This window comes from Jiulongibacter sediminis (assembly GCF_001306455.1).
In the GTDB taxonomy this organism is placed as follows: domain Bacteria; phylum Bacteroidota; class Bacteroidia; order Cytophagales; family Spirosomataceae; genus Jiulongibacter; species Jiulongibacter sediminis.
On sequence record NZ_LGTQ01000006.1, the window covers coordinates 380,895 to 404,904 of the forward strand.

At 41.5% G+C, this 24,010-nt stretch carries 23 protein-coding genes; 19 read left to right on the forward strand and 4 right to left on the reverse strand.

Annotation, left to right across the window (positions count from 1 at the left end; all coding sequences use genetic code 11):
- Positions 1-43: 43 nt before the first annotated feature.
- The 4 genes from AFM12_RS07525 to AFM12_RS07540 all read left to right on the forward strand — a co-directional run bounded on the left by AFM12_RS07525 (position 44) and on the right by AFM12_RS07540 (position 3,805).
- The gene (locus tag AFM12_RS07525; RefSeq protein WP_055146117.1) at positions 44-1,081 is read left to right on the forward strand and encodes an endonuclease/exonuclease/phosphatase family protein; all 1,038 of its coding nucleotides are present in this window, start codon (positions 44-46) and stop codon (positions 1,079-1,081) included.
- A gap of 112 nt (positions 1,082-1,193) precedes the next feature.
- The gene (locus AFM12_RS07530; RefSeq protein WP_055146120.1) at positions 1,194-2,345 is read left to right on the forward strand and encodes a CotH kinase family protein; all 1,152 of its coding nucleotides are present in this window, start codon (positions 1,194-1,196) and stop codon (positions 2,343-2,345) included.
- A gap of 120 nt (positions 2,346-2,465) precedes the next feature.
- Positions 2,466-2,996, forward strand: coding sequence for a hypothetical protein (locus AFM12_RS07535; protein ID WP_055146123.1), 531 nt, complete (start codon positions 2,466-2,468; stop codon positions 2,994-2,996).
- 443 nt (positions 2,997-3,439) lie between these two features.
- Positions 3,440-3,805: a DUF8817 family protein gene (locus AFM12_RS07540; protein ID WP_055146126.1), complete on the forward strand. Its 366-nt coding sequence runs from the start codon at positions 3,440-3,442 to the stop codon at positions 3,803-3,805.
- Positions 3,806-3,813: 8 nt separating this feature from the next.
- Here AFM12_RS07540 and AFM12_RS07545 read toward each other — a convergent pair whose 3' ends face one another.
- Together AFM12_RS07545 and AFM12_RS07550 are read right to left on the reverse strand one after the other, a co-directional pair.
- Positions 3,814-4,659, reverse strand: coding sequence for an AraC family transcriptional regulator (locus tag AFM12_RS07545; RefSeq protein ID WP_055146129.1), 846 nt, complete (start codon positions 4,657-4,659; stop codon positions 3,814-3,816).
- Positions 4,660-4,686: 27 nt separating this feature from the next.
- A complete protein-coding gene (locus AFM12_RS07550; RefSeq protein WP_055146132.1) occupies positions 4,687-5,640 on the reverse strand; it encodes a glycosyltransferase family 2 protein in 954 nt (317 codons plus the stop codon).
- 159 nt (positions 5,641-5,799) lie between these two features.
- Between AFM12_RS07550 and AFM12_RS07555 the strand changes: the two genes are divergently transcribed.
- From AFM12_RS07555 to AFM12_RS07585, 7 genes are all read left to right on the forward strand, one after another.
- Positions 5,800-6,225 (forward strand): hypothetical protein, encoded by a 426-nt coding sequence (locus tag AFM12_RS07555; protein ID WP_055146135.1) that lies wholly within the window; start codon positions 5,800-5,802, stop codon positions 6,223-6,225.
- A gap of 95 nt (positions 6,226-6,320) precedes the next feature.
- Positions 6,321-6,608 (forward strand): hypothetical protein, encoded by a 288-nt coding sequence (locus AFM12_RS07560; protein WP_131458248.1) that lies wholly within the window; start codon positions 6,321-6,323, stop codon positions 6,606-6,608.
- A 111-nt stretch (positions 6,609-6,719) separates the two neighbouring features.
- Positions 6,720-7,154 carry a hypothetical protein gene (locus tag AFM12_RS07565; RefSeq protein WP_055146141.1) on the forward strand — a complete coding sequence of 145 codons (435 nt, stop codon included), beginning with the start codon at positions 6,720-6,722 and terminating at the stop codon, positions 7,152-7,154.
- Positions 7,151-8,269: a sensor histidine kinase gene (locus tag AFM12_RS07570; protein WP_131458250.1), complete on the forward strand. Its 1,119-nt coding sequence runs from the start codon at positions 7,151-7,153 to the stop codon at positions 8,267-8,269. The genes AFM12_RS07565 and AFM12_RS07570 overlap by 4 nt, the downstream gene beginning before the upstream one ends.
- Entirely contained in the window at positions 8,266-8,958 is a 693-nt protein-coding gene (locus AFM12_RS07575) for a LytR/AlgR family response regulator transcription factor (RefSeq protein WP_055146147.1), read from the forward strand. Before AFM12_RS07570 ends, AFM12_RS07575 begins: the two co-directional genes overlap by 4 nt.
- 3 nt (positions 8,959-8,961) lie before the next feature.
- Complete coding sequence (msrC, locus tag AFM12_RS07580; protein ID WP_055146150.1) at positions 8,962-9,438, forward strand: free L-methionine (R)-S-oxide reductase MsrC; 477 nt, start codon at positions 8,962-8,964, stop codon at positions 9,436-9,438.
- A 31-nt stretch (positions 9,439-9,469) separates the two neighbouring features.
- Positions 9,470-9,781, forward strand: coding sequence for a DUF6787 family protein (locus AFM12_RS07585; RefSeq protein ID WP_055146153.1), 312 nt, complete (start codon positions 9,470-9,472; stop codon positions 9,779-9,781).
- On the opposite strand, the gene AFM12_RS07590 is transcribed toward AFM12_RS07585, so the two are convergent.
- The gene (locus AFM12_RS07590) at positions 9,778-11,901 is read right to left on the reverse strand and encodes an outer membrane protein assembly factor BamB family protein (RefSeq protein ID WP_055146157.1); all 2,124 of its coding nucleotides are present in this window, start codon (positions 11,899-11,901) and stop codon (positions 9,778-9,780) included. The two genes, AFM12_RS07585 and AFM12_RS07590, sit on opposite strands and share 4 nt — an antisense overlap.
- A 168-nt stretch (positions 11,902-12,069) precedes the next feature.
- Here AFM12_RS07590 and lpdA point away from each other — a divergent pair, with 168 nt between their 5' ends.
- The 7 genes from lpdA (at position 12,070) to AFM12_RS07625 (ending at position 20,578) form a co-directional block, all read left to right on the forward strand.
- Positions 12,070-13,467 (forward strand): dihydrolipoyl dehydrogenase, encoded by a 1,398-nt coding sequence (lpdA, locus tag AFM12_RS07595; protein WP_055146160.1) that lies wholly within the window; start codon positions 12,070-12,072, stop codon positions 13,465-13,467.
- An 85-nt stretch (positions 13,468-13,552) separates the two neighbouring features.
- Complete coding sequence (locus tag AFM12_RS07600; protein ID WP_055146163.1) at positions 13,553-15,493, forward strand: hypothetical protein; 1,941 nt, start codon at positions 13,553-13,555, stop codon at positions 15,491-15,493.
- Positions 15,490-16,209, forward strand: coding sequence for a YqjF family protein (locus AFM12_RS07605; RefSeq protein WP_055146166.1), 720 nt, complete (start codon positions 15,490-15,492; stop codon positions 16,207-16,209). Before AFM12_RS07600 ends, AFM12_RS07605 begins: the two co-directional genes overlap by 4 nt.
- Positions 16,202-17,515, forward strand: coding sequence for a DEAD/DEAH box helicase (locus tag AFM12_RS07610; protein ID WP_055147808.1), 1,314 nt, complete (start codon positions 16,202-16,204; stop codon positions 17,513-17,515). The genes AFM12_RS07605 and AFM12_RS07610 overlap by 8 nt, the downstream gene beginning before the upstream one ends.
- A gap of 68 nt (positions 17,516-17,583) precedes the next feature.
- Entirely contained in the window at positions 17,584-18,186 is a 603-nt protein-coding gene (locus AFM12_RS07615) for a DUF3575 domain-containing protein (RefSeq protein WP_055146169.1), read from the forward strand.
- A 3-nt stretch (positions 18,187-18,189) separates the two neighbouring features.
- The gene (locus AFM12_RS07620) at positions 18,190-19,740 is read left to right on the forward strand and encodes a hypothetical protein (RefSeq protein WP_055146172.1); all 1,551 of its coding nucleotides are present in this window, start codon (positions 18,190-18,192) and stop codon (positions 19,738-19,740) included.
- 40 nt (positions 19,741-19,780) lie between these two features.
- Positions 19,781-20,578 (forward strand): alpha/beta hydrolase, encoded by a 798-nt coding sequence (locus tag AFM12_RS07625; protein ID WP_055146175.1) that lies wholly within the window; start codon positions 19,781-19,783, stop codon positions 20,576-20,578.
- Here the strand turns inward: AFM12_RS07625 and AFM12_RS07630 are convergent.
- Complete coding sequence (locus AFM12_RS07630; RefSeq protein ID WP_055146178.1) at positions 20,572-21,402, reverse strand: ion transporter; 831 nt, start codon at positions 21,400-21,402, stop codon at positions 20,572-20,574. The two genes, AFM12_RS07625 and AFM12_RS07630, sit on opposite strands and share 7 nt — an antisense overlap.
- Positions 21,403-21,624: 222 nt before the next feature.
- Between AFM12_RS07630 and AFM12_RS07635 the strand changes: the two genes are divergently transcribed.
- Positions 21,625-23,874 (forward strand): DUF5916 domain-containing protein, encoded by a 2,250-nt coding sequence (locus AFM12_RS07635; protein ID WP_229308472.1) that lies wholly within the window; start codon positions 21,625-21,627, stop codon positions 23,872-23,874.
- Positions 23,875-24,010: the final 136 nt, after the last annotated feature.

Here is a 24,010-nt window from a genome sequence, read left to right on the forward strand (position 1 = left end):
GCAGTGCTGAGAAAGGTACTTTTGGTAAAAAACCGAAAATATCATGAAAATACGTGTGGCTGAATACAATATGGAATGGATGAAGAATGTCTTTGTCAATGGCATTCCTGTTAATACGCCGCCTGACCCAGCCAAGGCAGAATCTTCCTGGAATAACGACGAAAGGCTGACCATGAAAAGTGTTAGGTTGGCGATTGTTTTGAAAGAGTTAAATTTTGATATTCTGGCTGTGGTAGAAGGCCCGGATACACTCGCAAATGGTACCAAAACGGCCTCCGGCCAGATGGATCTTTGGATGCAAACGTTTGGTCTTGATCATCGCAATTATAAAACCATGGAGGGTTTTACCTCTAGGGGACAACAGGAATTGTGTATAATTTACGATGCCGATAAATTGATTGTCAACCACAGCCCTGAGAGCAAAAGTAGTTTTGATGAACCCTTTCTGGTAGATACACTGGAACAAAGCATTCAGGAGCAATATTATCATTTCAGGCCTCCACTGGAAGCCATGATTAAGCGAAAAGATAATCAGGCGAAATTGTTCAAAATGATCGTGGCTCATGCCAAGTCAAAAGGCATTTTTGATCATGTGGATTATGCCCGATATGAGCAACTCTCCATGCTAAACCGCCGGAAACTCTATGCCGAGTGCATGCACATTCGCCAGCGAATGGATAAGTGGCTTCAGGAGGGAGATCAGGTGATTGTCACGGGAGATATCAACGACGGCATGGGCAGCGATTTTTATGAAGGTCGTTTCGGCAAGAGTGCCATTGAGATTTTACTTGGCTCTGTTTACGAACCCGACCTGATTGTCAAAAGTGCTTTGGGTAAACCAAAACTTGGTAAGTACGGTTGGTCGCCCAGTTCCAGTTCATTTACCGATACCATCACAAAAAACTGGTTTACAGTGCTGATTGATCATATTCTGGTGAGTAACGGCATTCAAATCAGTGAGGGCACGGTGCTAAACCCTTACGACGAACCGCATCGTTCAAATCTTTCAGATGAATTGAAAAAAGCCTTAAAAGAAGGCTCTGATCATTTTCCGGTATTTGCGGATATTGAGGTGGGGTGAAAGTAAATCTATTCATTAATTTACTCCAGAGGGTAGTTCAGATAGTAAACTCAAATTCTTACTTTCAGGCCTGAAAAATCAAAATAAGCTGAAGAGAGTATCCTATATTTTATTGCTGTTTTTACTGTGGAGCTGTCAAAAAAACACTGATCCGCCTGTTGCAGAAAGTACTGTCCCCACCCTCAGAATAATAACTGAAAACAAGCAGGCGGTTACTTCAAAAGACACTTATCTGAATGCCACACTGAGCGTAGAAAACGGAGAAAGCTTTTCGGCTGACATTGAAATAAGAGGGCGAGGAAATACCACCTGGTCGTTCCCGAAAAAACCGTTTAAAATCAAACTGAAAGAAAAGGCCGGTCTGCTAGGACTCAAACCAGAGAAAAGATGGGTTCTGCTGGCAAATTATCTGGATCCTTCGCTGCTACAAAACGCCGTAGCCATGGGGATAGGCCAACTGCTGAAAATGCCCTACACAAACCACATGAAGCCGGTAAATCTTTGGCTGAACAATGAGTTTCTGGGCAGCTATACGCTTACTGAGCAAATAGAAGTGAAAGAGAACCGTGTCAATGTAGGCGATGACGGCCTGTTACTTTCGCTGGATACAATAATAGAGCCGGATGACGACTATTTCTTCAGCAGCCATTACAAGCTACCGGTTCAGATCAAACATCCAGAAATCACCTCTCAAGCACAGATCGACAAAATTTCCAATGAATTCGATCAACTTGAAAAGCGGGTGTTTGCGGCCGATTTCCCCGGCAATGATTACCTGAAATATTTTGATGCAGAGGCTATGGCCAATTACCTGCTGGTTTACACACTTACCTGCAATGAAGAAATAAACCACCCCAAAAGCACTTATTTGTATAAAACAGCGGAGGGGAAGTTTCACATTGGCCCTATTTGGGATTTCGACTGGGCTTTTTCATATGAACAAAGTCAGGTGCACTATCTCAATCCAAACCGACCGCTTTTCTGGAACTGGCAGGCGGTGGGAACCACGTTTTTTGGCAGAATTGCAGCCGACCCGGCTGTAAAATCACTGTTTAAAGAAAAGTGGCAGACCTTTAGGCAGCAGGACTTCAACAAGCTTCTATCTTTTGTAGATAAATATGCTGATGAAATCAAGGAATCACGAAGAGAAGATTTCAAAAAGTGGGGGCGGGGCAGTTCTGATTTTGAAACAGAAAAAGAAAATATGAAGGACTGGTTAACTGCCAGGGCTGTATACATTGATGAGCTGGTAGCGGACTACTAGGATGGACTTTTTACAAGTTTTTCTCGAAAAGAAATTGCTGTAGACAGCATTGAAATTCAAAGAATTATGTAAATTTAATAGGCTTAAAATCAAGTTAATATAACCCTAAAGATTAAAAACATGAAAACTATCTTACCCTTACTTCTTCTTTTGATTGCATTCGGTTGTCAGAAAGAAAATTCAATTGAAGCAGTCGTTTCTCAGCCCGGCAGCACTATAACCAAGAACCTGAGAGCTGGTAAATCAGGAAAAACAACCTTGTGCCATAATGGGCATTTGATTCAGGTTAGCTCTAATTCCCTAAAAGCTCATTTAGCCCATGGTGATGTGGTTCAGTTTGGGCAACTCGGTACCTACATCATCACTTATACCATTAACGGCTCCAATTATGTGCATGAAGGGCTTATAACGGAATCTGAGAACGGAGTATTCTCAGGCACAGGACAAAGCATAACTACAGGACAACAGTGGACCGTAGACGGAACCATTGATGAAGCAGGAAACTATTCCTTTACACTTCATTACACGGCTAGTTCTTACACGGCAACTGCTACCGGAACTTTCGGATGTGATGGTAGTGGTTACTCAGGAAACTGGTCAGATAGTTCGAATCAGTCCGGAACATGGTCGGCGACGTTTGAATCAAATTAGACAGTTGAATCTTTAATTATCCGGGATTAGTCCTTCAATGAAGACTAAACTTGAAAAATGTAAAATGCCCATTTTGACTATTCTCAAAATGGGCATTTTGGGTATCGCTGGAGTTTTTTCTAAAGCAGAGTCCGCCTTATGAAGCTTTTAACATGGGTGTAGTAGATTTAGAATTCTGGCTTGCTAAGAGCATTGTTTAGCTTAACAAATTAAGAACTTTTGTATGGCGAGGTTTTGAATGTGACTTCACGGAATCTGAAAGATAAATTCTAAATATTTGCTGAGGCCGCTAATCACCTTGACCAAAGTGGAACATTCCAAAAGCAAAGTTTCTGCCTATGGTAATTGTTATTCCCTTTGAAGAAAAGTGGTTTTCATAAAGAGGTATGAAGAGCCATTGATCTTGGAATTCCAATAATTCATAGTCAAATTAGGATTTACTTATGAAAGATAATTTCTCACATTCAGCTACCATTTTTCCTGTTAAAAATATTCAGGAGTCCATAGTGTTTTACACTCAAAAATTAGGTTTCAGCAAGACATTTGATTGGGGTGAGCCCGTGAGTTATGCGGTCTTGAAAAAAGGAGGCGTGAACATTCACCTGAGCACACCCGATAGTTTCAATCCTCCATCATCTGAACACTGCTCCCTTTATATTTTCGTTTATAACGTTCAGGAGATATATGAAAAATGCCTGAGCGAAGGAGTGAAAATCCTGAATGCACCGGAAACCCGGGATTACAAAATGACAGACTTTGATATCCTGGATCCTGATGGCTACCTTATTACTTTTGGTAATGGTGGTTAATACTATTTTTAGTATTTGGAAGGCGTCTTCCCAAACCGCCCCTTAAACGCTTTGATAAAGTGCGAAACACTTTCAAAGCCTACCTCTTCGGCGATTTCATTGACATGCTTTGGACTGTTTTTTAACAAAAAAGCGGCGTGTTTGAGTCGTTTTTCTCTGATCCAGCTGGCGGGTGAGCTGTCGAATTTTTCCTGAAACTCACGTTTAAAGGCGGAGAGGCTACGACCAGAGAGTCTGGCGAGTTCATTTAGAGTGAGCGGCTTCAGGTAGTAGTTTTGCATCAGGTAATCGAGGTCGGCTTTTTCGCCACGGTAGATTTCATGCAAAAGAGCTTTCAGGAAATCGCCATTATCGTACTCCAGCAAGTGAAGAAGCAACTCCTGTAATTTGAGTTTGAGAAAATGATGCAGGTATTTGGTCTTTGACCTGAAGTAGGGGAGTACGGATTCCGCGAATTTGCCGAATTTCTCATCAGTTGGGAGAATCAACAAGGTTGGAAGCTCTTTCTCTGCCATTTTTTCCTCGGGAAAAAGCTCCAGGTGCTGATTGACAAAGTCTTTGATCAGGTTTTCGTCAAAGAAAAAAACCAAACTTTTGTACGACTCGTCTATGGACTCTGACATGAGGTAATAACCCCTTCTCACAAAAAACACATCACCTTTCTTAACCGTAATAGTCTCTGAAGTTCCGGTGAATTTCTTTTCGCCCTCTATCACATAGATAACCGCATTTTCTTCAAAGAAAACCTCGTTTTTTGAAGGGTATACATCGCTTCGATAAGCCACAAAAGTCAGCTCCTGAATCTTGAGGGATTCAAAATGATCATCGGCTATTTCTGAGGGTACACGAAGCAAAACGATTTAGGATTTTTGATTGGCGATTTACGATTTATCACCCTTCTCAATCACCTCATCAATGACGAAGAAAGGCCTTCTTTTTACCTCAATATAGATGCGGCCGATGTACTCGCCCAGTATTCCAAGAATGATGAGCGTGACCCCTCCCAGAAAATACATTCCCACGGTAAGGGTGGTGGTTCCTGGAATTTCAACGGGTGTATGGCCGAGTACTTTAAAACCAATCAAACGATGCAGAATAAAGAAAATACCGACGATGAAGGAGGGAATGGCAATCATAAAACCAAAGTATGTGGCCAAACGAAGTGGCACATTGGAGAAGCCAAAAAGTCCATCCATGGCAAGGCCCATGAGCTTTTTGAAGGTATATTTCACCTCGCCTGCGGCCCGCTCTGCACGTTCATATTCCACACCTATTTGTTTAAAGCCTGCATAGGCTCTTAAACCACGGACAAAACGAATCTGCTCAGGCATTTCTTTCACAATGGCATTGACCACCTTGCGGTCCATGACACAGAAATCGCCTGAATCTAGCGGAATATCAATTTCTGAAATGGCAGCCAGAAGTCTGTAAAAAAGTCTGTAGGCCAATTTTTTGAAAAAGCCTTCTTTGCGTTTGGTTCGCACGGCATACACCACATGATAACCTTCTCGCCACTTTTCCAGAAAACGGTGTAGTTCCTCAGGGGGATCTTGCAGATCGCCATCCATAATCACCACGGCGTCACCCTTAGCTTCTTGTATACCCGCAGAAATAGCAGGCTGATGCCCGAAATTCCTTGAAAGTTTCACTACCCGAACATGAGTATCTTTCTCCGCAAAATCAGTCATGATTTGTAAAGAATCATCTGCAGAACCATCATCTACCAATACAATTTCGTAATCTTCCTGCCAGCTGGGAGCGGCAGCGGTAAGTCTGGTGTAAAGATTATTGAGATTTTCTTCTTCGTTGAAAATCGGGATAACGATGGAGATCATTCCGGAAAAATAGTTTCAGTGCTGTGCAAAAATAGACAAATTACCCACCTTTTGATCTTCCTGTTATTCAAATCACATGATGTCGGGACTTTTTCACATTTTATTGCCTTTGTTTTCTTGAATCCCCATCTTTAAAGGTTGTAATTAAATGACTTTAACGTGGAAGGGAAAGCCCCGATCATCAAACCCGAAGGCATGACTATTGCCAAGGCCTGGTTACTTTTTTTACTGCTACTGGTAGTGTATTTTATATCTGGAATAGTAGCGGGTTATATGATGGCCGAAGAAAATAAAGTTGATATGACGCTAACCATGGCCGTGGTTACGCTGGTGGGTGTTATCGTCATCTCAGCAGTAGGTTTGTTCATTAATAAATGGGAACTGCCCCGCTTTAATGGATTGAAAAGTACAAACCTGCTTTACGGCATTACCGTGGGCATAATCATAAGATATATTTCGTCTATTGTTGAAGAAGTTCCACTGGGTCTTCTTGATATGGAGCTGCTTCATGAGTTTGCACAGCTAGATTATCTTTTGATCATTTACCGAGTATGGGGCTCATTTTCTTGCAGATTGGGATTATAGGTCATGGTTTATTTAAGAATTATTCATTGGGCGTGGCCCTAGGTACTACCTGCCTTATATCGTTGATAAATTTTGAGCCAAAGACCGTACTGGCCATGTTTATATTGATAGGTATTCTAACGTTTTTCTACTATCGAACCGGCAGTTTTGAGATAGTCATTCTGGGTACTTTGGTCTATTTTCTTATTGACTTATTACTGCTGCAGTTTATTGACTTTAATGTGATGGCTGAGAATAATTACCGCTATGTGATTCTTGGAAATGACGTTGCCTATTTCGGAGTCATGTTGGTTTCTGTGTTGCTTCTTCTGTTTTTGATGAGGCAGGTAGGTCAGCTGAAGCAGATACAGTGGAAACAAAAGACTGAACTAATTGAATATTAAAATCACAAAGAATCAACAGATCATCACAGAAGAGAAGGTGTAAGTCACATGTATTTTAAGTTGGAATGACGCTGGCCTAGTTTTGAGCCAGAATCAAAAACAAATACAAACATGAAATACTTCACTTTTAACATTAACAAAAACGCCAGACTTGAATTCGATAATGACTACACCGGCAAAGAGAGTATTTTTTACAATGGGGAAGAGGTCTCTTCTATCAGAAGCTTTTGTGGCGGTCATCATAGTTTTAAGGTCAATGAGGCCGGTGAGCAGGTTAATTATGATGTCAAAATCTCAATGAACATGTTCACGGGGATTGCCTCAGAAATCATGAGAAACGGGGAAGTACTTTTCTCAAACAAGCCCGAGATCAAAACCTCTTCCGGCAGCTGGCTTGGGATTATCCTGTTGGCTTCTCTTTTTATCATTGCCACTTTTATAGGCTATAAATTCGGGCAAGGAAATAGCTACTATCTGTCCCTAATTTTCTTCCTATCCGGAATCGGCTTGATATTAAATCAATACAGAAATAAAAAGAAGGATTGAATAAAACCTTTACATATCTCAAAAAGCACTGGATGCTCATCTTGTCTGTAATTACAGCTCTATTATTGTTCTGTTTTTATCAGCAGATATATAGTTCCGGTGCTTTTTTAACTTCTTTAGAGAAATTTTCAGCTGGCCCGCCTGTAAAAGCCTTACCCGAAAATGCCTCTCAAAACGGGTATCGAATTGGCTTTTTTCTGGTTTCATTTATAACCATACTAATCAAAAACTGGCTCGGCTTTCTGGGCTTAATTTCCCTGAGTATTGTTTTGTCAAAACTACACTATGCCTATATTTTCAAAGAGCTTTTTGTAGGAGGCGGAACCGTAGGGAAGCTTAGTTATTTGCTGGTCATTGTTTTATTTTTTGTCTTTTTAACATTGGGCATTAAAGTGACGTTGCCAAAAGAAATCAGGGCCTTTCAGGTTCATTTTTGGGCGGCAGTTCTATTGATAGGTATCATGGTTTTGACTTCAATACTGAAATATGTCAATCAAAGCCACAGGCAACTGCGAGACCTGAGCTATCAGAAAACCAAGGCTGAATTAAATGCTCTAAAGGCCCAGATAAACCCTCATTTTCTCTTCAATGTGCTGAATAACCTGTACGGTCAGGCCATAGTAGAAGACAGCCCTAAAACCGCAGCCGGGATAGAAAATCTAAGTAGAATTATGAGGCATGTGGTAGAGGAAACCAAGACCAGTCGCTCTCCTATGGAAAAAGAGCTTCAGTTTCTGAACGATTACCTGCATCTGCAGCAAATGCGTATACCAGACAGGCCAAACATATCTATCAAATCTGAAGTATATTTTGACCAAAGGGAAGAGACTAAGATTGCTCCTTTGATATTGATTCCTTTCATTGAAAATGCCTTCAAGTACGGCATAAGCATGAACGAAAAGAGCTTTATTGACCTCAAACTTCACATTGAAAATAATCAACTGAACTTTGACCTGTCAAACAGCATACATTCTACAAACGACCTTGAAAAAGGTACTGGTACAGGATTAGAAAACACGCGTAAAAGACTTCAATTGCATTACCCAGACAGGCATCTGCTGTCCGTAAATGCTGAGAATGGAGTGTATAATGTAAAACTTCAGATGGACTTATGATAAACGCTATTGCAATAGATGATGAACCTATGGCTCTGGAGGTGATTAAATCACATGCAGGCAAAGTAGATTTTATAGACCTGAAAGAGACTTTTGTTAGTGGTAAAGAAGCCCTGGAGATTCTGAAAACAGAAAAGGTGCAGCTTGTCTTTTTAGATATCAATATGCCCGATATGACAGGCCTGGATTTAAGCCAACTTTTACCAGAAAACACGGGAATAATTTTTACCACGGCTTACTCGCAATACGGGGCAGACGCCTTTAACCTGAACGCCATTGACTATCTGGTGAAACCATTTGATTTTGCCCGCTTTTTGAAAGCTTGTCAAAAGGCCAAAGAACAATTACCGGAGACGGAGCCAGATAGGTATTTGTTTGTCAAAGACAGTTATGACTTAGTACGTGTAGATCTGGAAAACCTGCTTTTTGTTCAGTCTGAAGGGAATTACCTCACTTTTCATGAAGAAGACAAAAAAACCGTAACACGTATGACTATGACAGAGCTGGTTAAAACGCTGCCAGCCAGTCATTTTATGCGTGTACATAAATCAAATGTGGTGAACCTGCACAAGGTCAAAAAAATAGAGAGGCACCAGGTACAGGTTTCAGAGGGTATATTTGTGCCCGTAGCGGCCAATTACCATGGAGAACTCATGGAGGCCATAAAAAAGCAGTGGACCGTAAAGTAAACAATGGCAGAGACCTTATACTTCAATAAACAAGCCTCACGAGAAAGCATTTATCAGGAAATATTCCCTCAGATAAAAGCTCTTATTTCAGCTGAAACAGACTTAATAGCCAATATGGCCAACATGGCCGCCGCCCTTAAAGAAGCCTTTGACTTCTTCTGGGTAGGCTTTTATTTGGTAAAAGACGGCGTGTTAGTTCTTGGACCGTTTCAGGGGCCCATTGCCTGTACCAGAATAGACTTTAGTCGGGGCGTTTGCGGGCATTGCTATACCACTGGGCAAACCGTTTTGGTACCAGATGTCGAAACTTTTCCCGGGCATATTGCATGTTCTTCTACTTCAAAATCTGAAGTGGTAGTTCCGGTATTTAATGCCGAAAAGGAAATCATTGCGGTTTTAGATGTAGACAGTGATGCTTTAGGTGATTTCAGTGAAACAGATACTTGTGAACTGGAAAAACTGGTGGCACTTTTATCATAATTGATAGAAGCAAGGTACTTTTGCAGCCGATATGGAAAAACTGAAGGAACGCTGGGGGATCACCTCAAACTGGCAACTTGTAGCTATTTTTGTTGTTTTTGCTATTAATGGCTCATTTGCTGCCTGGGTAGCCAAGCCTGTAACTCATTTTTTGGGCCTGAGCCCGGAAACCACAGAACCTTACGTTCTGTACCTATTCCTGAGAATCATCCTCATTTTCCCTATCTATCAGTTTACGCTACCATTGGTAGGTTGGTGTTTTGGTCAGTTTAATTTCTTTTGGGGCTTCACAAAAAAGATGTTAAGTAGAATGGGCCTAAAACGGTTTTTGAAAGAGGACTAAGGCAACGCAAACGCAACATAACTATCCCCACTCTTATCTCCTTTTCCTCCACCACAAGCAATCACAATATATTGTTTGCCCTTCCATTCATATACGGCCGGTGTAGCATGACCTCCGGCAGGTAGTTTCGTTTGCCAAAGCATTTTACCCGTCTTTTTATCAAAAGCCCTAAACATCTCGTCTTCCGTAGCGGCAATGAAAATCAAACCTCCCTTGGTAACTACTGGTCCTCCATAGCTCTCCCGGCCTGTTAATGGAATACCTTTAGCTGTGAGTTCAGGGAATTCACCCAAAACGCTTTCCCAAACCATTTCTCCGGTATTAAGATTAATGGCACTTAAAGTTCCCCAAGGTGGGTTAATACCAGGATAGCCATCTTTGGTGATAAATCGCTGATAGCCATTCATCAGGTAAGGAGTAGTTAACCTTTCTTTTCCTCCGGAGAGTTCTTTTTTATCGCCTTCACTTAAGGGTTTTTCAAGCAAAAAGGCAACCAATGCATCTCTTTCATTTTGAGGGAGGTGAGCAAATGATGGCATACCGCCTTTACCACTTTTGAGTAATGAATGAACTGCTTTTGAGTCATATTTTTCCGCAAGACCCAATAGACTTGGGAAAGTTGGCGGGTTTCCGGTGCGGTCGCCACCGTGGCAGTTTGCACAGTTATTGGCATAAATACTCTCTCCGCTTATTTCTCCCTTCTTAAGCTTAGCCGCCGGATTTTCGATCATTTCTATTTTCCAGGGCATATGGCTGGCATTCACATACAAAATATTGCTTTCTGGGTCCACGGCCGCACCACCCCATTCGCCACCCCCATCAAACCCGGGAAATAGTAAGAATGGTCGCTTTTCACTTGGAGCCAACCACATATCACCGTATTCAACTCCTTTAATCATTTCTTTGACCTCGGCCTCTAGATCAGGGGTAATGTTAAGCAGGTCTTTTTCAGTAATGTTCTGACGCATCAATGGTACAGGCAGCATAGGTGTCGGCTGGGTGGCAGAAATAAAATCACCATCCATCATGCCGGCGGGTATCGGTTTTTCCTCAATCGGAAATACAGGGTCACCCGTTTCACGGTCAAAGACAAAGACATAACCGTGCTTGGTGATTTGTGCCACGGCATCAATTTTCTTACCGTTCTTTTGAAGCGTCACCAGATTTGGCGTTGACGGGATATCGCGATCCCATACATCATGATGAACAATTTGATAGTGCCAGATTCGCTCTCCTGTATCAGCATTCAGGGCGAGCAGGCTGTTGGCAAAAAGATTGTCTCCTTTCCTGAAACCACCCCAAAAATCATAGGTAGCAGACCCCGTAGGCACATAAACAATGGCCCTTTCCTCGTCCAGAGAAACTCCGCTCCAGTTATTGGCTCCGCCAATTTTCTCAATGTATTGTTCATCCCAGGTTTCGTATCCAAACTCGCCCTTTTTAGGAATAGTATGAAAAACCCAGTCTTCTTTCCCGGTTTTGACATTATAGGCTCTGACATAACCAGGGGCAGCGTCTAACCCCTCTGAAACCCGCATGCCTACAATAATTTTGTCTTTGAAAATGATGCCCGGAGTGTTTGAAACTACTAGAAATTGATCCTCTGGATCTTCCGAAAGACCAACTTGTAGATCTACTTTTCCCTGATCCCCAAAGTTGAGGTCTGGTTTTCCAGTTAGAGCATCTACAGACATCAGGTAGCTGCCGGCACAGAAAAGGATTCGCTGCATGTCTCCTTCTTTGAAATATGTAACCCCACGATTAGTGCCCGCCCAGGAATTTTCACCTCCCAGAACATCAAAAGGGTCAAACCGCCAGATTTCCTTGCCCGTTTCCACATGAAGAGCTACCAGATTTAGTTTGGGTGTGGTAGCGTATAGGATGCTATCAATGATAATGGGTTGACACTGTATTTGAGACCTTTCAGTAGCATCACCCGAGTGATATTCCCATGCTACCTGAAGCTGATTGACGTTTTCCGGAGTAATTTGTTGAAGAGAAGAATACCGCGAGGCATCTTTGGTTCCCCCGTAATTCGTCCATTTAGAGTAGTCGGTTTCCTTTTTTGATGAGCATTGCAACAGTATAATAGCAAAGCTGAGTAAAGCCAGTTTTTTCATTTCCTAGGGTTTCTTACAATGGTCAATAATAAGGATTCTTCCATGGAAAACCTTCAACCAAACCCTGAGTTTCGTCTTTGATTTTGAGTGTTTGCTCTTAAACTGCCATTCTCTTCGATTTTTGCTTATTTTTGCGGCATCATTTAAGAATAAAATATAAACACTTATATGGCACAATACGACGTAGTAGTACTTGGAAGTGGCCCTGGAGGATACCCGGCCGCCATCAGAGCTTCTCAATTGGGAATGAAGGTGGCTATTATTGAAAAAGAAAACCTTGGTGGCATTTGCCTTAACTGGGGATGTATTCCTACCAAAGCACTTTTGAAGTCTGCTCAGGTTTTTCAATATATCCAGCACGCTGCCGACTATGGAATCACCGTTGGGAAATCTTCAGCTGATTTTGATGCCATCATAAAACGTTCAAGAGGCGTGGCCAATGGAATGAGCAAAGGCATTGAGTTTTTGATGAAGAAAAATAAAATTGATGTCATCAAAGGCTATGGGAAAGTGAAGCCTGGCAAAAAAGTGGAAGTGACCGGCGATGACGGTAAAGCTACAATGGTGGAAGGAAAGCACATCATTATTGCTACAGGAGCTCGTGCTCGTGAATTACCTAACGTGCCTATTGATGGTGAAAAAGTGATTGAATACCGCAAAGCGATGAGTCTTGAAAAGCAGCCGGAATCAATGCTTGTGATTGGTTCAGGAGCTATCGGTGTTGAGTTTGCTTACGTGTATGCCAGTATGGGCACTAAGGTAACCATCGTAGAATACATGCCGAGAATAGTACCTGTGGAGGATGCTGATGTCTCAAAAGAATTAGAGAAGCAGTACAAGAAAATGGGTATTGAAATCATCACGAATGCTGCTGTCCAGAGTGTGGATACCAAAGGTAAAATCTGTAAGTCTACTATCAAAGGAAACAAGGATGGCAAAGAGCAGGTGATTGAAACCGATGTGGTACTTTCTGCTGCTGGTATTGCTTCAAATATTGAAAACATCGGTCTGGAAGACGTGGGTATCGCTACCGACAAAGGTAAAATCCTTGTCAATGATTTCTACGAAACTAATATGCCGGGTTATTATGCCATTGGTGATGTAGTTCCTGGTCAGGCACTGGCTCACGTGGCTACCGCTGAGGCGATTATCTGTACTGAAAAAATTGCCGGTCACCACCCGCAGCCTCTGAATTATGGCAATATCCCGGGTTGTACGTACTGTACACCTGAAATTGCTTCTGTTGGTTTGACGGAAGAGCAGGCCAAAGAAAAAGGTTACGAAATCAAAGTGGGTAAATTCCCATTCTCAGCCTCTGGTAAAGCTTCGGCTGCCGGAGCCAAAGAAGGTTTTGTGAAAGTAATCTTCGACGCCAAATACGGCGAGTGGTTAGGCTGTCATATGATTGGTACTAATGTAACTGAAATGATAGCTGAAGCCGTAGTGGCCCGTAAACTGGAAACCACCGGTATGGAAATCGTGAAGAGTGTTCACCCTCACCCTACCATGTCTGAAGCCATCATGGAAGCGGCCGCGGCTGCTTATGATGAGGTGATACATTTGTAATACATTTTTCGCTTATGAGCTTTAAACCCTGATATCGTGGATGTCAGGGTTTATTTATTTTATTTTGTGCTAAATGCCGAATCGCATGTCTTCAAAAGCCCAGCAAAACCTTTTCTTTATCTTTTTTAGCCTGTTGTACTTTTCCACCGGATCGCCTTATATCTATGCTTCTGTGGGTATTGATCCTTCATGGACGGAGTCATTGGTAATGGCTATTAACCAAGGTTTTACTTTCGGGAAGGACTTTATCTTTAATTACGGCCCGCTCGGGTATCTAAATACCCTTTTATTGCCCGAAGGAATAAGCCCATGGCTGATGTTCCTTTTTCACCTTTTTGTGTTGGCGAATTATCTTTTTATTATCAAACTAAGCTTTGACAAACTGGGAGGTGAATGGTGGAGGTCGGCCATTGTTTCTGTCGTTATTTTTCTGCCCTGGGGCTTTTTTGCTGATATTACTTTCACGCTTTTTTATCTTATGCTTTTCTGGTTGCTCTATGTGCATCAGACAAGAAATACAGTTGGTCTTTTGGTAGCTGTGATACTGGCCGTTTTAATTTTCTACATTAAAGTCAACCTGAGCCTTATCGCCTACACCGTTTTTACGGGAAGCTTGATCTATTTTGCATTAAGTAAACGAATAACATGGAGAACGGGATTAATTGTTCTTGTTTTTCTTCTTGTGCTAACTTATGCTTTTGCAGGTTTATTGAATGTTTCTCTACCCGATTACCTTGGAGCCAGTCTGAAAATTATAGATGCTTATCAGGACGGGCAGGCTGTTAATATTATGACCAATAAGGAGCTTTTTCTTCTTCTGGGTTTTGAGGGCTTAATCGTCTTATTGGTTCTTATACATCTTGTGAAAAACCTCGCCTGGGTTAGAGATACTATTTACTTATACCTAGTAGTGGCTATGGCCTGGTTTCTTTGTTTCAAGCAGGCTCATACCGCAGTGGCTCATTATAATGTCTTTGGTTTTTTTCTCTTTCTGCCCGTGCTGGCGGTCTTGATTTTTCTTTTTGCTGATCGTTTCAAAGGTTCCGGAAAGCTTCTGGTTACGGTTTTGATCATTCAGTTAATTGCCACGCAGTTCATTCGATTGAGTTACACGCAATACTCGGCCAAAAACTATTTTCTGTTTTTCTTTCCGGATGCCGTAGCTCAGGAGGTGAAAGAGTCACAAAACACATTGGAACTTTTCAAAACGTTTACTCAAAAGAATCCGGTAAACTACTTCAAAAGGCTATTTACCTATGATTATGAGAATAATTTCAAAGGGGAAAAGTTAAATGAAATCAGACTTTTGCCAGCTCATATTCGTGCCAAAATCAATGAACAATCAGTAGATATTATGCCTTGGGAAATCTCATATGTGTTTCTCAATAAGTTGAATTATAACCCGAGACCAATTATCCAAACCTATCAGGCAAACAGCGATTGGCTGGCGGAGGTCAATGAAAAGAAATATACATCGGCCTCGGCACCTGATTATGTTTTGGCAAATGTTCATGACTACCGCGAACAAAATTCCATCTGGATGGACAAGGGGGCCTATCTGGCCTTGCGGGAAAACTATTCATTGACTGATACCGTTGACATGCCGGAGGAAACGTATTTCCTTTTTGAAAAACAAAAAAGCGGAGTAATTGAGTATCAGAAAATGACACCTCAAACTGGGCTTTGGGACACTCAGATTGAGATACCGGAGGCAGGAGATTTATACCTCCATGCCAATATTGAATATTCTATTCCTGGAAAAATTGCCCGCCTCCTTTTTCAACCACCTTATCTGAGATGTTTAGTAACTTACAGAGATGGTACGGAAGAAAGTTTCCGTATTCCACCACCTATTCTTCAAGGAGGAATTATGGTTTCTGAAAGAGTGGTTAGTAATGATGATTTCAATCGTTTTGTGCAGGAATTGAGTGGAAATAAAAAGCCTGAGAGAGTTAAATTTTGGTCAACGATGGGCTGGGGCTTCAAAAAAGAATTTGATTATCATTTTGAAATTGTTGTCCCATGAGTTTTTTGAAAGCAGAGTGGAGAAAATTGGCAATTGCAAATTATCAGGTTGAACCTGAAATGTTAGCCAAATATCTGCCTTTCGGAACTGAACTTGACTTTTGGGAAGGCAAATGCTTCGTAAGTCTTGTAGGGTTTGTGTTTGTAAACACAAAGTTACTTGGAGTTAAGATTCCATTTCATGTCCATTTTGAAGAAGTAAACTTGCGGTTTTATGTAAAACGTTGGGATGGCGTTTCCTGGAAAAGGGGAGTAGTTTTTGTGAAAGAAATAGTTCCAAAGCCGGCCTTAACCTTTGTCGCAAATGCAATTTATAAAGAGAACTATGAGACCTCGAAAATGAAGCATATGTGGTCCAGGGATAAGGAAAACCTTTCAGTTTGTTATGAATGGCAAAAAGATTCAAAATGGAATAAGTTTTGTGTTTCAGGCTCAACGGATTTAGTGAACATAGCTAGTGGGTCTGAAACGGAATTTATAACTGAACATTACTGGGGGTATGCAAAAGCATCGGAAGGTCAAACGGTTGAATATGAAGTAACTCATCCACGTTGGAATGTCTATGAAGTGAATGATTATAACATTGCTGTTGATTTTGGACTTGTTTATGGTGCTGAGTGGTCTTTTTTGTCCAATAGTGAACCCGTTTCTGTAATGCTGGCTGAAGGTTCTGAAATCACAGTTGAGAAAAACAAAAAAATTAAGAAGAGTGTCTGATACATTTGAACAATTTGACCTGAATAAACAGTTGCTGAATGCCGTAGCTGATTTGGGGTATACCATCCCTTCTCCCATTCAAAAGGAGGCGATTCCTGTTATAACCCACGGTCATGATGTCCTAGGCATTGCTCAAACAGGAACGGGTAAAACAGCGGCCTTCTTGCTGCCCATTCTGATGAAGGTCAAATACGCCCAGGGGCAGCATATAAGATGTCTTATACTGGCACCAACACGGGAGCTTTCTGTTCAGATAGATGAGGCTATTACTGAGCTTGCAAAATATACAGACTTACGACACCGGGCCATTTATGGGGGTACAGGCACCAAAGCTCAGATTGAAGCTTTGCAATCAGGCCTTGATATTTTAGTAGCCACTCCGGGTCGGTTCATAGACCTTTACCTCAAAGGCGAAATTGTGACTAAATCGATTCAGTTTTTAGTGATGGATGAGGCCGATAAAATGATGGATATGGGCTTTATGCCTCAGATCCGGAAAATTTTGGAGGTGATTCCACGCAAACGAAAAAATCTTTTATTCTCGGCCACCTTTCCTCCGAAGGTTGAAAGACTCTCCGAGGAGTTTTTGGAAGCCCCTGTGAAAGTGGAGGTCACCCCACAGGCAACCACCGCGGAAACCGTGGAACAGGTTCTTTATGAAACACCTAATTTCAGAACTAAGATTAATTTGGTGGAGCATCTTTTGGGTGCTTCTGAGGAAATAGTCAGAGGTATTGTTTTTTGTCGGACAAAAGCCGTTGCCGATAATGTCTACAAGTTTTTGCAGCGTAAAGGCATGAAGGAACATGAAGTTAGGGTCATTCATGCCAATAAAGGCCAGAACACACGGATGAACTCCATGAATGCTTTTCGTGAAGGCGAGGTGAGAATTTTAGTTTCAACAGATGTGGCTGCCCGAGGCATAGACATACAGGAAGTCAGCCATGTGATTAACTTCGATGTGCCTGTCATTTATGAGGATTATGTGCATCGTATCGGTCGAACAGGCCGTGCAAACCTTGAGGGCAAAGCGATTACTTTCATGACGCCTGCAGAGGAATATCACATCGCTAAAATTGAGAAAATCATTCGTTCTGAAATTCCAAGAGAAGCAATTCCTGAAGGTGTAAGCGTTCCCGAAACACCGTTTGAGGAGCAACAAACGATGCTTCGAGAAATCGATAATCAACGCAAAAAAGAGAATCCTGATTTCAAGGGTGCCTTTCACGAGAAAAAGGCCAAAAATCTTCCTCGTGATCAGAGAAGCTCCAAACACAAGGCTAGAGGGAAGAAACGAAGGAGGTAGACTTTTTATTTTGTGGTTCGGAACTTTGAAATATATTTGCACAAAAAATGACCCACTAATACACGCAAATGAAAAAAACCACACTGATTTCATCATGCCTTCTAATTCTAAGCTTCACGGCAAATGCACAACTTGACACTAAGCTTAACATTCTCTCTTTAGCAAATAGAAAACCAGAAATTTCTCTTGAAGCAGGCTATGATAAATTTAGTCTCGAGTTAATAAATGGTTTAATTTTTAAAAAATGGGGTCAGGCCAGTGTCTATGACGATGAAGGAAATTATCTTGGGGATACCGGCTATAAACGTTTCGGTTATAATGGAGTTTTAAAGGCTAATTATTATTTCAGCCCGGATGAAACAATCGATGGTTGGAAACTTTCTCCATATTTAAGATATCGGATGACCAATGTGGATTTCTCAGACCCTGTAAAAGAGCATAGGTTTGGAGCCGGTCTAATGTTTGGGAGAAAAGGGTTGATGTTCGATCAATTTGGGTATGACCTTGAGGCTGGCTTTGGTTATTGGGTCTTTAGCAAAGCCAAGCTGAGACAATCGGGAGAGCCATTCACTTTAGAAGAAGAATTTCCTTTCTTTGGAGAGATAATGAATAGTCTTCGTAAGTACGATATTCCTTTTCGAGCATCGGTTTTTTACAGGATAGGGGGCTAGTATATGAAAAACCCAGTCATACTATTTCTGCTGAATTTTTTATTTGTCTACTGTGCGTTTTCTCAGAAGAGAACATTCATTCAGCATAGTCTTGATAACCCCGTTTTACCTGTAATAAATGACTATACTGATTACTCTTCTTTTAAGGTAGAAGTTGAGCTTTGTGAGGGTTTTAAAGAGGTTATTGAGTTGGCAAGAACCTCTTTTGATTCTATTGCTTTTGTGAATAGCCTCAAAGTTTCTGGCTTGGAGAATAGTCCGAACCTGAAGGGGTTTCATATTAAGTACGTTGTCGATAGGGCAAAATTTATTTATCGGGAAGTGGAGGGTGGCCTTCCCGTTTTAAAGGTTGGGCTTTCAGCCTATCTTGAAGTAAGAAATATATCCGGTAAGTTAATTTACAAGCGATACACAACGCCCGCCTCAAACACCTATTATGCTACCAAAAGTGACTCTTTTAGGTCTCTGATCGGCAAAATACTGAGCTATCATTTTAACAATATGATCTCTGATTTCAGAGCGTTGTATTTACTTGCTCCAAGTTTGGAAGCATATACAGTAAACCTTCGAAAGCTTAGCAAAAAATCACCATTGAACGAGTTTAATGAATGGGAAAACGTTTTTAAAGAAACTAATGGTAAAAGCCATGAAGAGAAAGTAAAACTTTTAGAGCCAGCACAGAAGCTTTGGTTGTCATACCTTAATTACAATAACCCAAAAGATGAAGATGCTCAGAATAATGTGCGATGTGCAGCTGCTCAAAATCTGTTTATATCTTATATTCTGAGTAATGACATATCGGCAGCGGAAGAAATTTTACCTCAACTTAAAGAAATTGATAAATCCATTCTTGGTGTACAGGTAGCATATAATAACTCTTATGCGATTCTTAAAGACATTAACGAATGCGTTAAGGAAAGAATTGAGACTGAAAAAATTAGCCCATTCCAAATAGAACCGGAATTGTCGGAAGAGATGAAAAGTGACGAGTTCTTTAATTCTGTAAGTTTTCAAGGCGAGCTTATTAATTACAGAGGAGATAAACTCAAGGGGGAAATAAAAATAGTGAACGATAACCCTCCGGAGATTGATTTAGCTCCCAACTATGAAGAAGAGGTAGGTTTATTGGGTGGTATTATGTCTATTAGTAACGAAAATAGTACTGTGTACATAGACAATGGACTTGGTAATGAAGAGAAAATAAAGCTCAGCAGGATTGAATACTTTGTCACTTCTGAGGGAAAGAAATACTGGGTTAAGAAAATTCCTTATTTGGTGACTTCGAGATATGCCCTGTTGGAGGAGGTAAAAGGCAATGGCGAAATTGGATTGTATAGGGAGTTTTACCCAATGAATAATGAGTGCAGACTAAAAATGGAGAATGAAGATGATTTTTTCGTTATCGGAACCGTTTTCCCAAGAGAGTCTATCTCCAAATATTTTAAATCTTGTCCTTTTATTCAAAGTGGATTGGATGAAAGAAGGTATGAAGCGTATGATTGCTCGGTATACGAAAAGCTTTATGAGGACTATGTAAGCAATTGCTCAAAATAACCCGAGATTAAACTTCCCAGGGTTTTACTTAATTTACACCATGAAAAAGCTGCTAATAGGCTTCTTGGTGACCTACACAATGTTACTGGGCGGCCTATACTTCAGCCAGGACTTTCTGATTTTCAGGCCTGCTCCGTTGCCTGAGGGTTTTGAGTTTCACTTTGACCAACCATTTGAAGAAGGCTTTATTGAAGCGGAGGATGGTACCCGGATTAGCACACTATTTTTTCCATCGGAAGGCCCATCGAAAGGACTTGTCATCAACAATCACGGAAACCGCCGGAATATAGCACGGTGGGGTAGGTCTGCTGATCAGTTTACCCGTCATGGTTATGATGTGCTCTTCTATGATTATCGGGGCTTTGGTAAGACAAGGGGAGTTCCCAGTGAAGAGAAACTACTAAGCGACGCGGAGTTGATTTATAGGACAATGGTCAAAAAATATCCTGAAGATTCCATTATTCTTTATGGAAGGTCACTGGGTACGGGCATCGCGACCTATCTGGCATCACGGCACAGACCGAAACTGCTTTTGCTGGAATCCCCCTATTTTCACATTGCAGATGTAGGTCAAATGCACGTTCCGATATTCCCTTACGACTTGCTTGTAAAGCACCCGTTCAGAACAGATAATTGGATTGAAGAAGTCTATTGCAAAGTTCATATTTTTCATGGAACAGAAGATCCGCTAATTCCGTATGAGGCTAGTTTGAAACTTGTTCAAAAACTTAAAAAACCGAAAGAAAAGGTTTTGACAACTTTAGAGGGTGGAACCCACCGTGGACTCGCCCGTTTTGATCTGTATCAGGAAAAGATGGCGGAGTTGCTGGCTCAGTGATGAGCTTTGTGTCTTTCAGCCAAATAATAGGTTTCGCCACAATGCGGACAAACAACCTTACCCTGGTTGGTACGTCTTCCTCGAATTTGCTCGGCAAACCCGGAGGCCATGATACCTGTTGGCAGAGCGAAAATGGAAACTCCCAGAATTGCCATGAGGCCACCAAGAACTTTACCTAAGGGGGTAATGGGGTGCATATCTCCATAGCCTACCGTGGTCATTGCATTTACGCCCCACCAAAGTGAGTCCGGAATGCTGGAAAAGGCCTCTGGCTGGGCGTCATGCTCAATATAGAAAACAAGGCTGGAGAGAATTAATAGAAGAAAAACAATGAATGACATACTTAACAGAAGCTCTTCTTTTTTAGCCTTAACCACATTTTGTATCACCCGTAAGGCATGGAAATACCGACTTACCCTGAAAAGCCTGAAAATTCTTAGGATACGGAGGATTCTTACAAAACCAAGGTCGGTGGCAAAATACGAATAGAAAAAAGGGAAAATAGCCAGAAAGTCGATGATTCCCCAAGCTGAAAAAACGAATTTAACACGGCCGAAGAACCAATGACGATACTCCGGTTGCTCAACACAGGACCATACCCGCAAAAGATATTCGACTGTAAAAATAGCCACGGAAAACACTTCAAAGTCGAGGAAGAATTTGTTGTATTTATCACTAATTGAAGGAACTGTGTGTAGTATAATGGCTACAGTATTTAGGAAAATCAGGATAGACAATGAGATATTGACCACAAAGCTGATGCCTCGCTTCCGCTGAAACTTTATTTCCAGAACCTCATTGACTTCTTTTCTGATTGTACCCATTCAGTCTAAAATATGATTATCAGCAAATCTATTCATTTTGTCTACAAAAAAAACGGACTTCAGGAACATAGTGTATAATGAAGATCCCCAGTGATGAATCTTCTTATTTGGCCGATTCGCCTTTAAACCTACCTTGGAAGTAGAATAAGTCCTCTTTTCGATTTAAAAGTATAAGGATGAGTTTTTTGAATTTAACATCTTTGTAATCCCTAACATAAACTATTGTTTCAGAATACTTTGACCTCAAAATACCTTTTTGCTGCATTCTTATTATTATCGTCAATTGCCAAGGCTCAAGATGACGTCTATCAGGTAAAGTATGACGACGGCCCGGTTAAACTGGACGGAAAACTTAGTGAACCCCGTTGGGTGGCAGCAAAGGCCATGCAAAAGTTTACTCAGCTTTTCCCATCAGACTCTTTGCCGGCTACCTACCAGACTGAGATTTTTCTAAGTTTTGATGATAAAAACATCTACGTGGGAGCGATAATGAGGTCAGAGAATGACCAGTTCATTGTGCCTACTTTACAAAGAGATTTCAGAGCAGGGGGAAGTGATAACGTCACTTTCATTTTTGATACCTTTCAGGATAACACCAATGCCTTTTTGTTCGGTACCAATCCTATGGGCGTACGTAGGGAGGCTCTTCTTTCTAACGGAGCGGTAGATAATAGCTTTTTCAATCGTTTCTGGGATAATAAATGGGCCGGTGAAGCATTTATCGGTGAAAACTACTGGAGCTGTGAACTGGTGATCCCGCTTTCTACATTGAGATATAAAAAGGGGAGTCAAAACTGGAATTTTAAGGCCTATCGCTTTGATACACAATCGGGCGAAACCTCTGTTTTAGTACGGCAGCCCCAAAACCAGATTCCGCCAAACCTGGGCTATTCGTTGCCAATCACTTTTGAGAAACCACTTCCAAATCCCGGAAGAAACGTTTCCCTGATTCCTTATGCTACAGCTTCCTATTCTAAAGATGTGGAAGAAGGTGGTCCTGCAAAAAAAGGTGCCGGTATTGGAGGTGATGCCAAAATCGGGATTACCAGTGGCCTAAATCTTGACTTGACGGTCAATCCTGATTTCTCGACCGTAGAGGCTGACCAGCAAATCATCAATCTCACCCGTTTTGATGTGACGTTCCCGGAGCAGCGACAGTTTTTTTTGGAAAATAGCGACCTCTTTACCACTTACGGAAGTTTTAACCTTAACCCTTTTGTGCCACCCGGGGCAGGAAGAATCAGTGGCGGCAATGATCAAATATTCACGCCTTTTTTCACCCGAAAGGTAGGTATTGCTTTTGATTCTACGACCGGAACAAATGTTCAAAGTCGAATTTTATATGGTGCCCGCCTTAGCGGAAAGCTGGATGACAACTGGAGAGTAGGGGTGCTAAATACAATGACCGCCGGAGATGAAGATTTAGGCATTGATGCGGCTAATTATACGGTCGCAACTTTGCAACGGAGAGTTTTTCAACGGTCAAATGTCTCAGCCATTTTTGTTAATAATCAATTGGGTACTGACCCTGAGAGTCAAAATGTATTTAATCGTGTGGCGGGGCTGGAGTTTAATCTGAACTCTATTAACACCAAATGGCAAGGCAAGGCTTTCTATCACCAGTCCTTTGATAGCAAACCCAAAGACGACGCTTACGCTCATGGCATCACATTAAATTATATTACCCGAGGTTTTGTGGCCAAATGGCAGCATGATATTATGGGGGCTGGCTTTGATGCTGTTTCTGGCTTTGTACCAAGAAGCGACTTTACGCATATCAATCCTACCTTTGGCTTTAATCGCTATCCTCGTGAAGGAGCATTGATTCGTTGGAGTTATGGTTTCGCATGGGATCAATACTTTAAACCGGGTATTGGCAGTACAGATCTTAAAGCAGGGCCGTTCCTTGCCATGAACTTCAGGAATACCAGCAGTGCTTTGGTTTCAGTCAATCAAAATTACACCTACCTTTTTGCTGATTTTGACGCCCTGCGATCAAATAAGGAGTTGCCGGTGCTCAAAGAGGGCTCTGGCTACAAATATTATAGCCTTGAAACAACATACGTAACCGATAGAAGAAAGAAACTGACGGCAGCGGTAAGGCCAATGGTTGGGGGCTATTTTAACGGCAATATCCTGAGTTTAAATACTTCATTTACCTATCGACTGCAGCCCTACATGTTAACCACCCTTAATGTGGCGTATAATAAAATTGATCTTGAAGAGGGCTCAAATACTGTTTTTGTAGTAGGACCGAGAGTGGAAGTAACCTTTAACCGTAAACTGTTCTGGACAACTTTCGTTCAGTATAATACTCAATTTGACAACCTCAATGTCAATTCAAGGCTTCAATGGCGTTTTGCCCCTGTTTCGGACTTCTTCCTGGTGTATTCTGATAATTATAATACCAATTTAGGCGGATTGAAAAACAGAGCTATTGTGGCTAAACTGACCTATTGGTTGAATCTTTAATTCGTGGCACGACTAACCTTGAAATAAAGGAGGTCGTGCAACGAATATTTGTAAAAAAGGGGTCAGAATCGAAAAACCGGCAAACTCAACTGGAAGGTTTGGAATAGCAGTTCCTTCGAAAACTTCGTTACTTGCT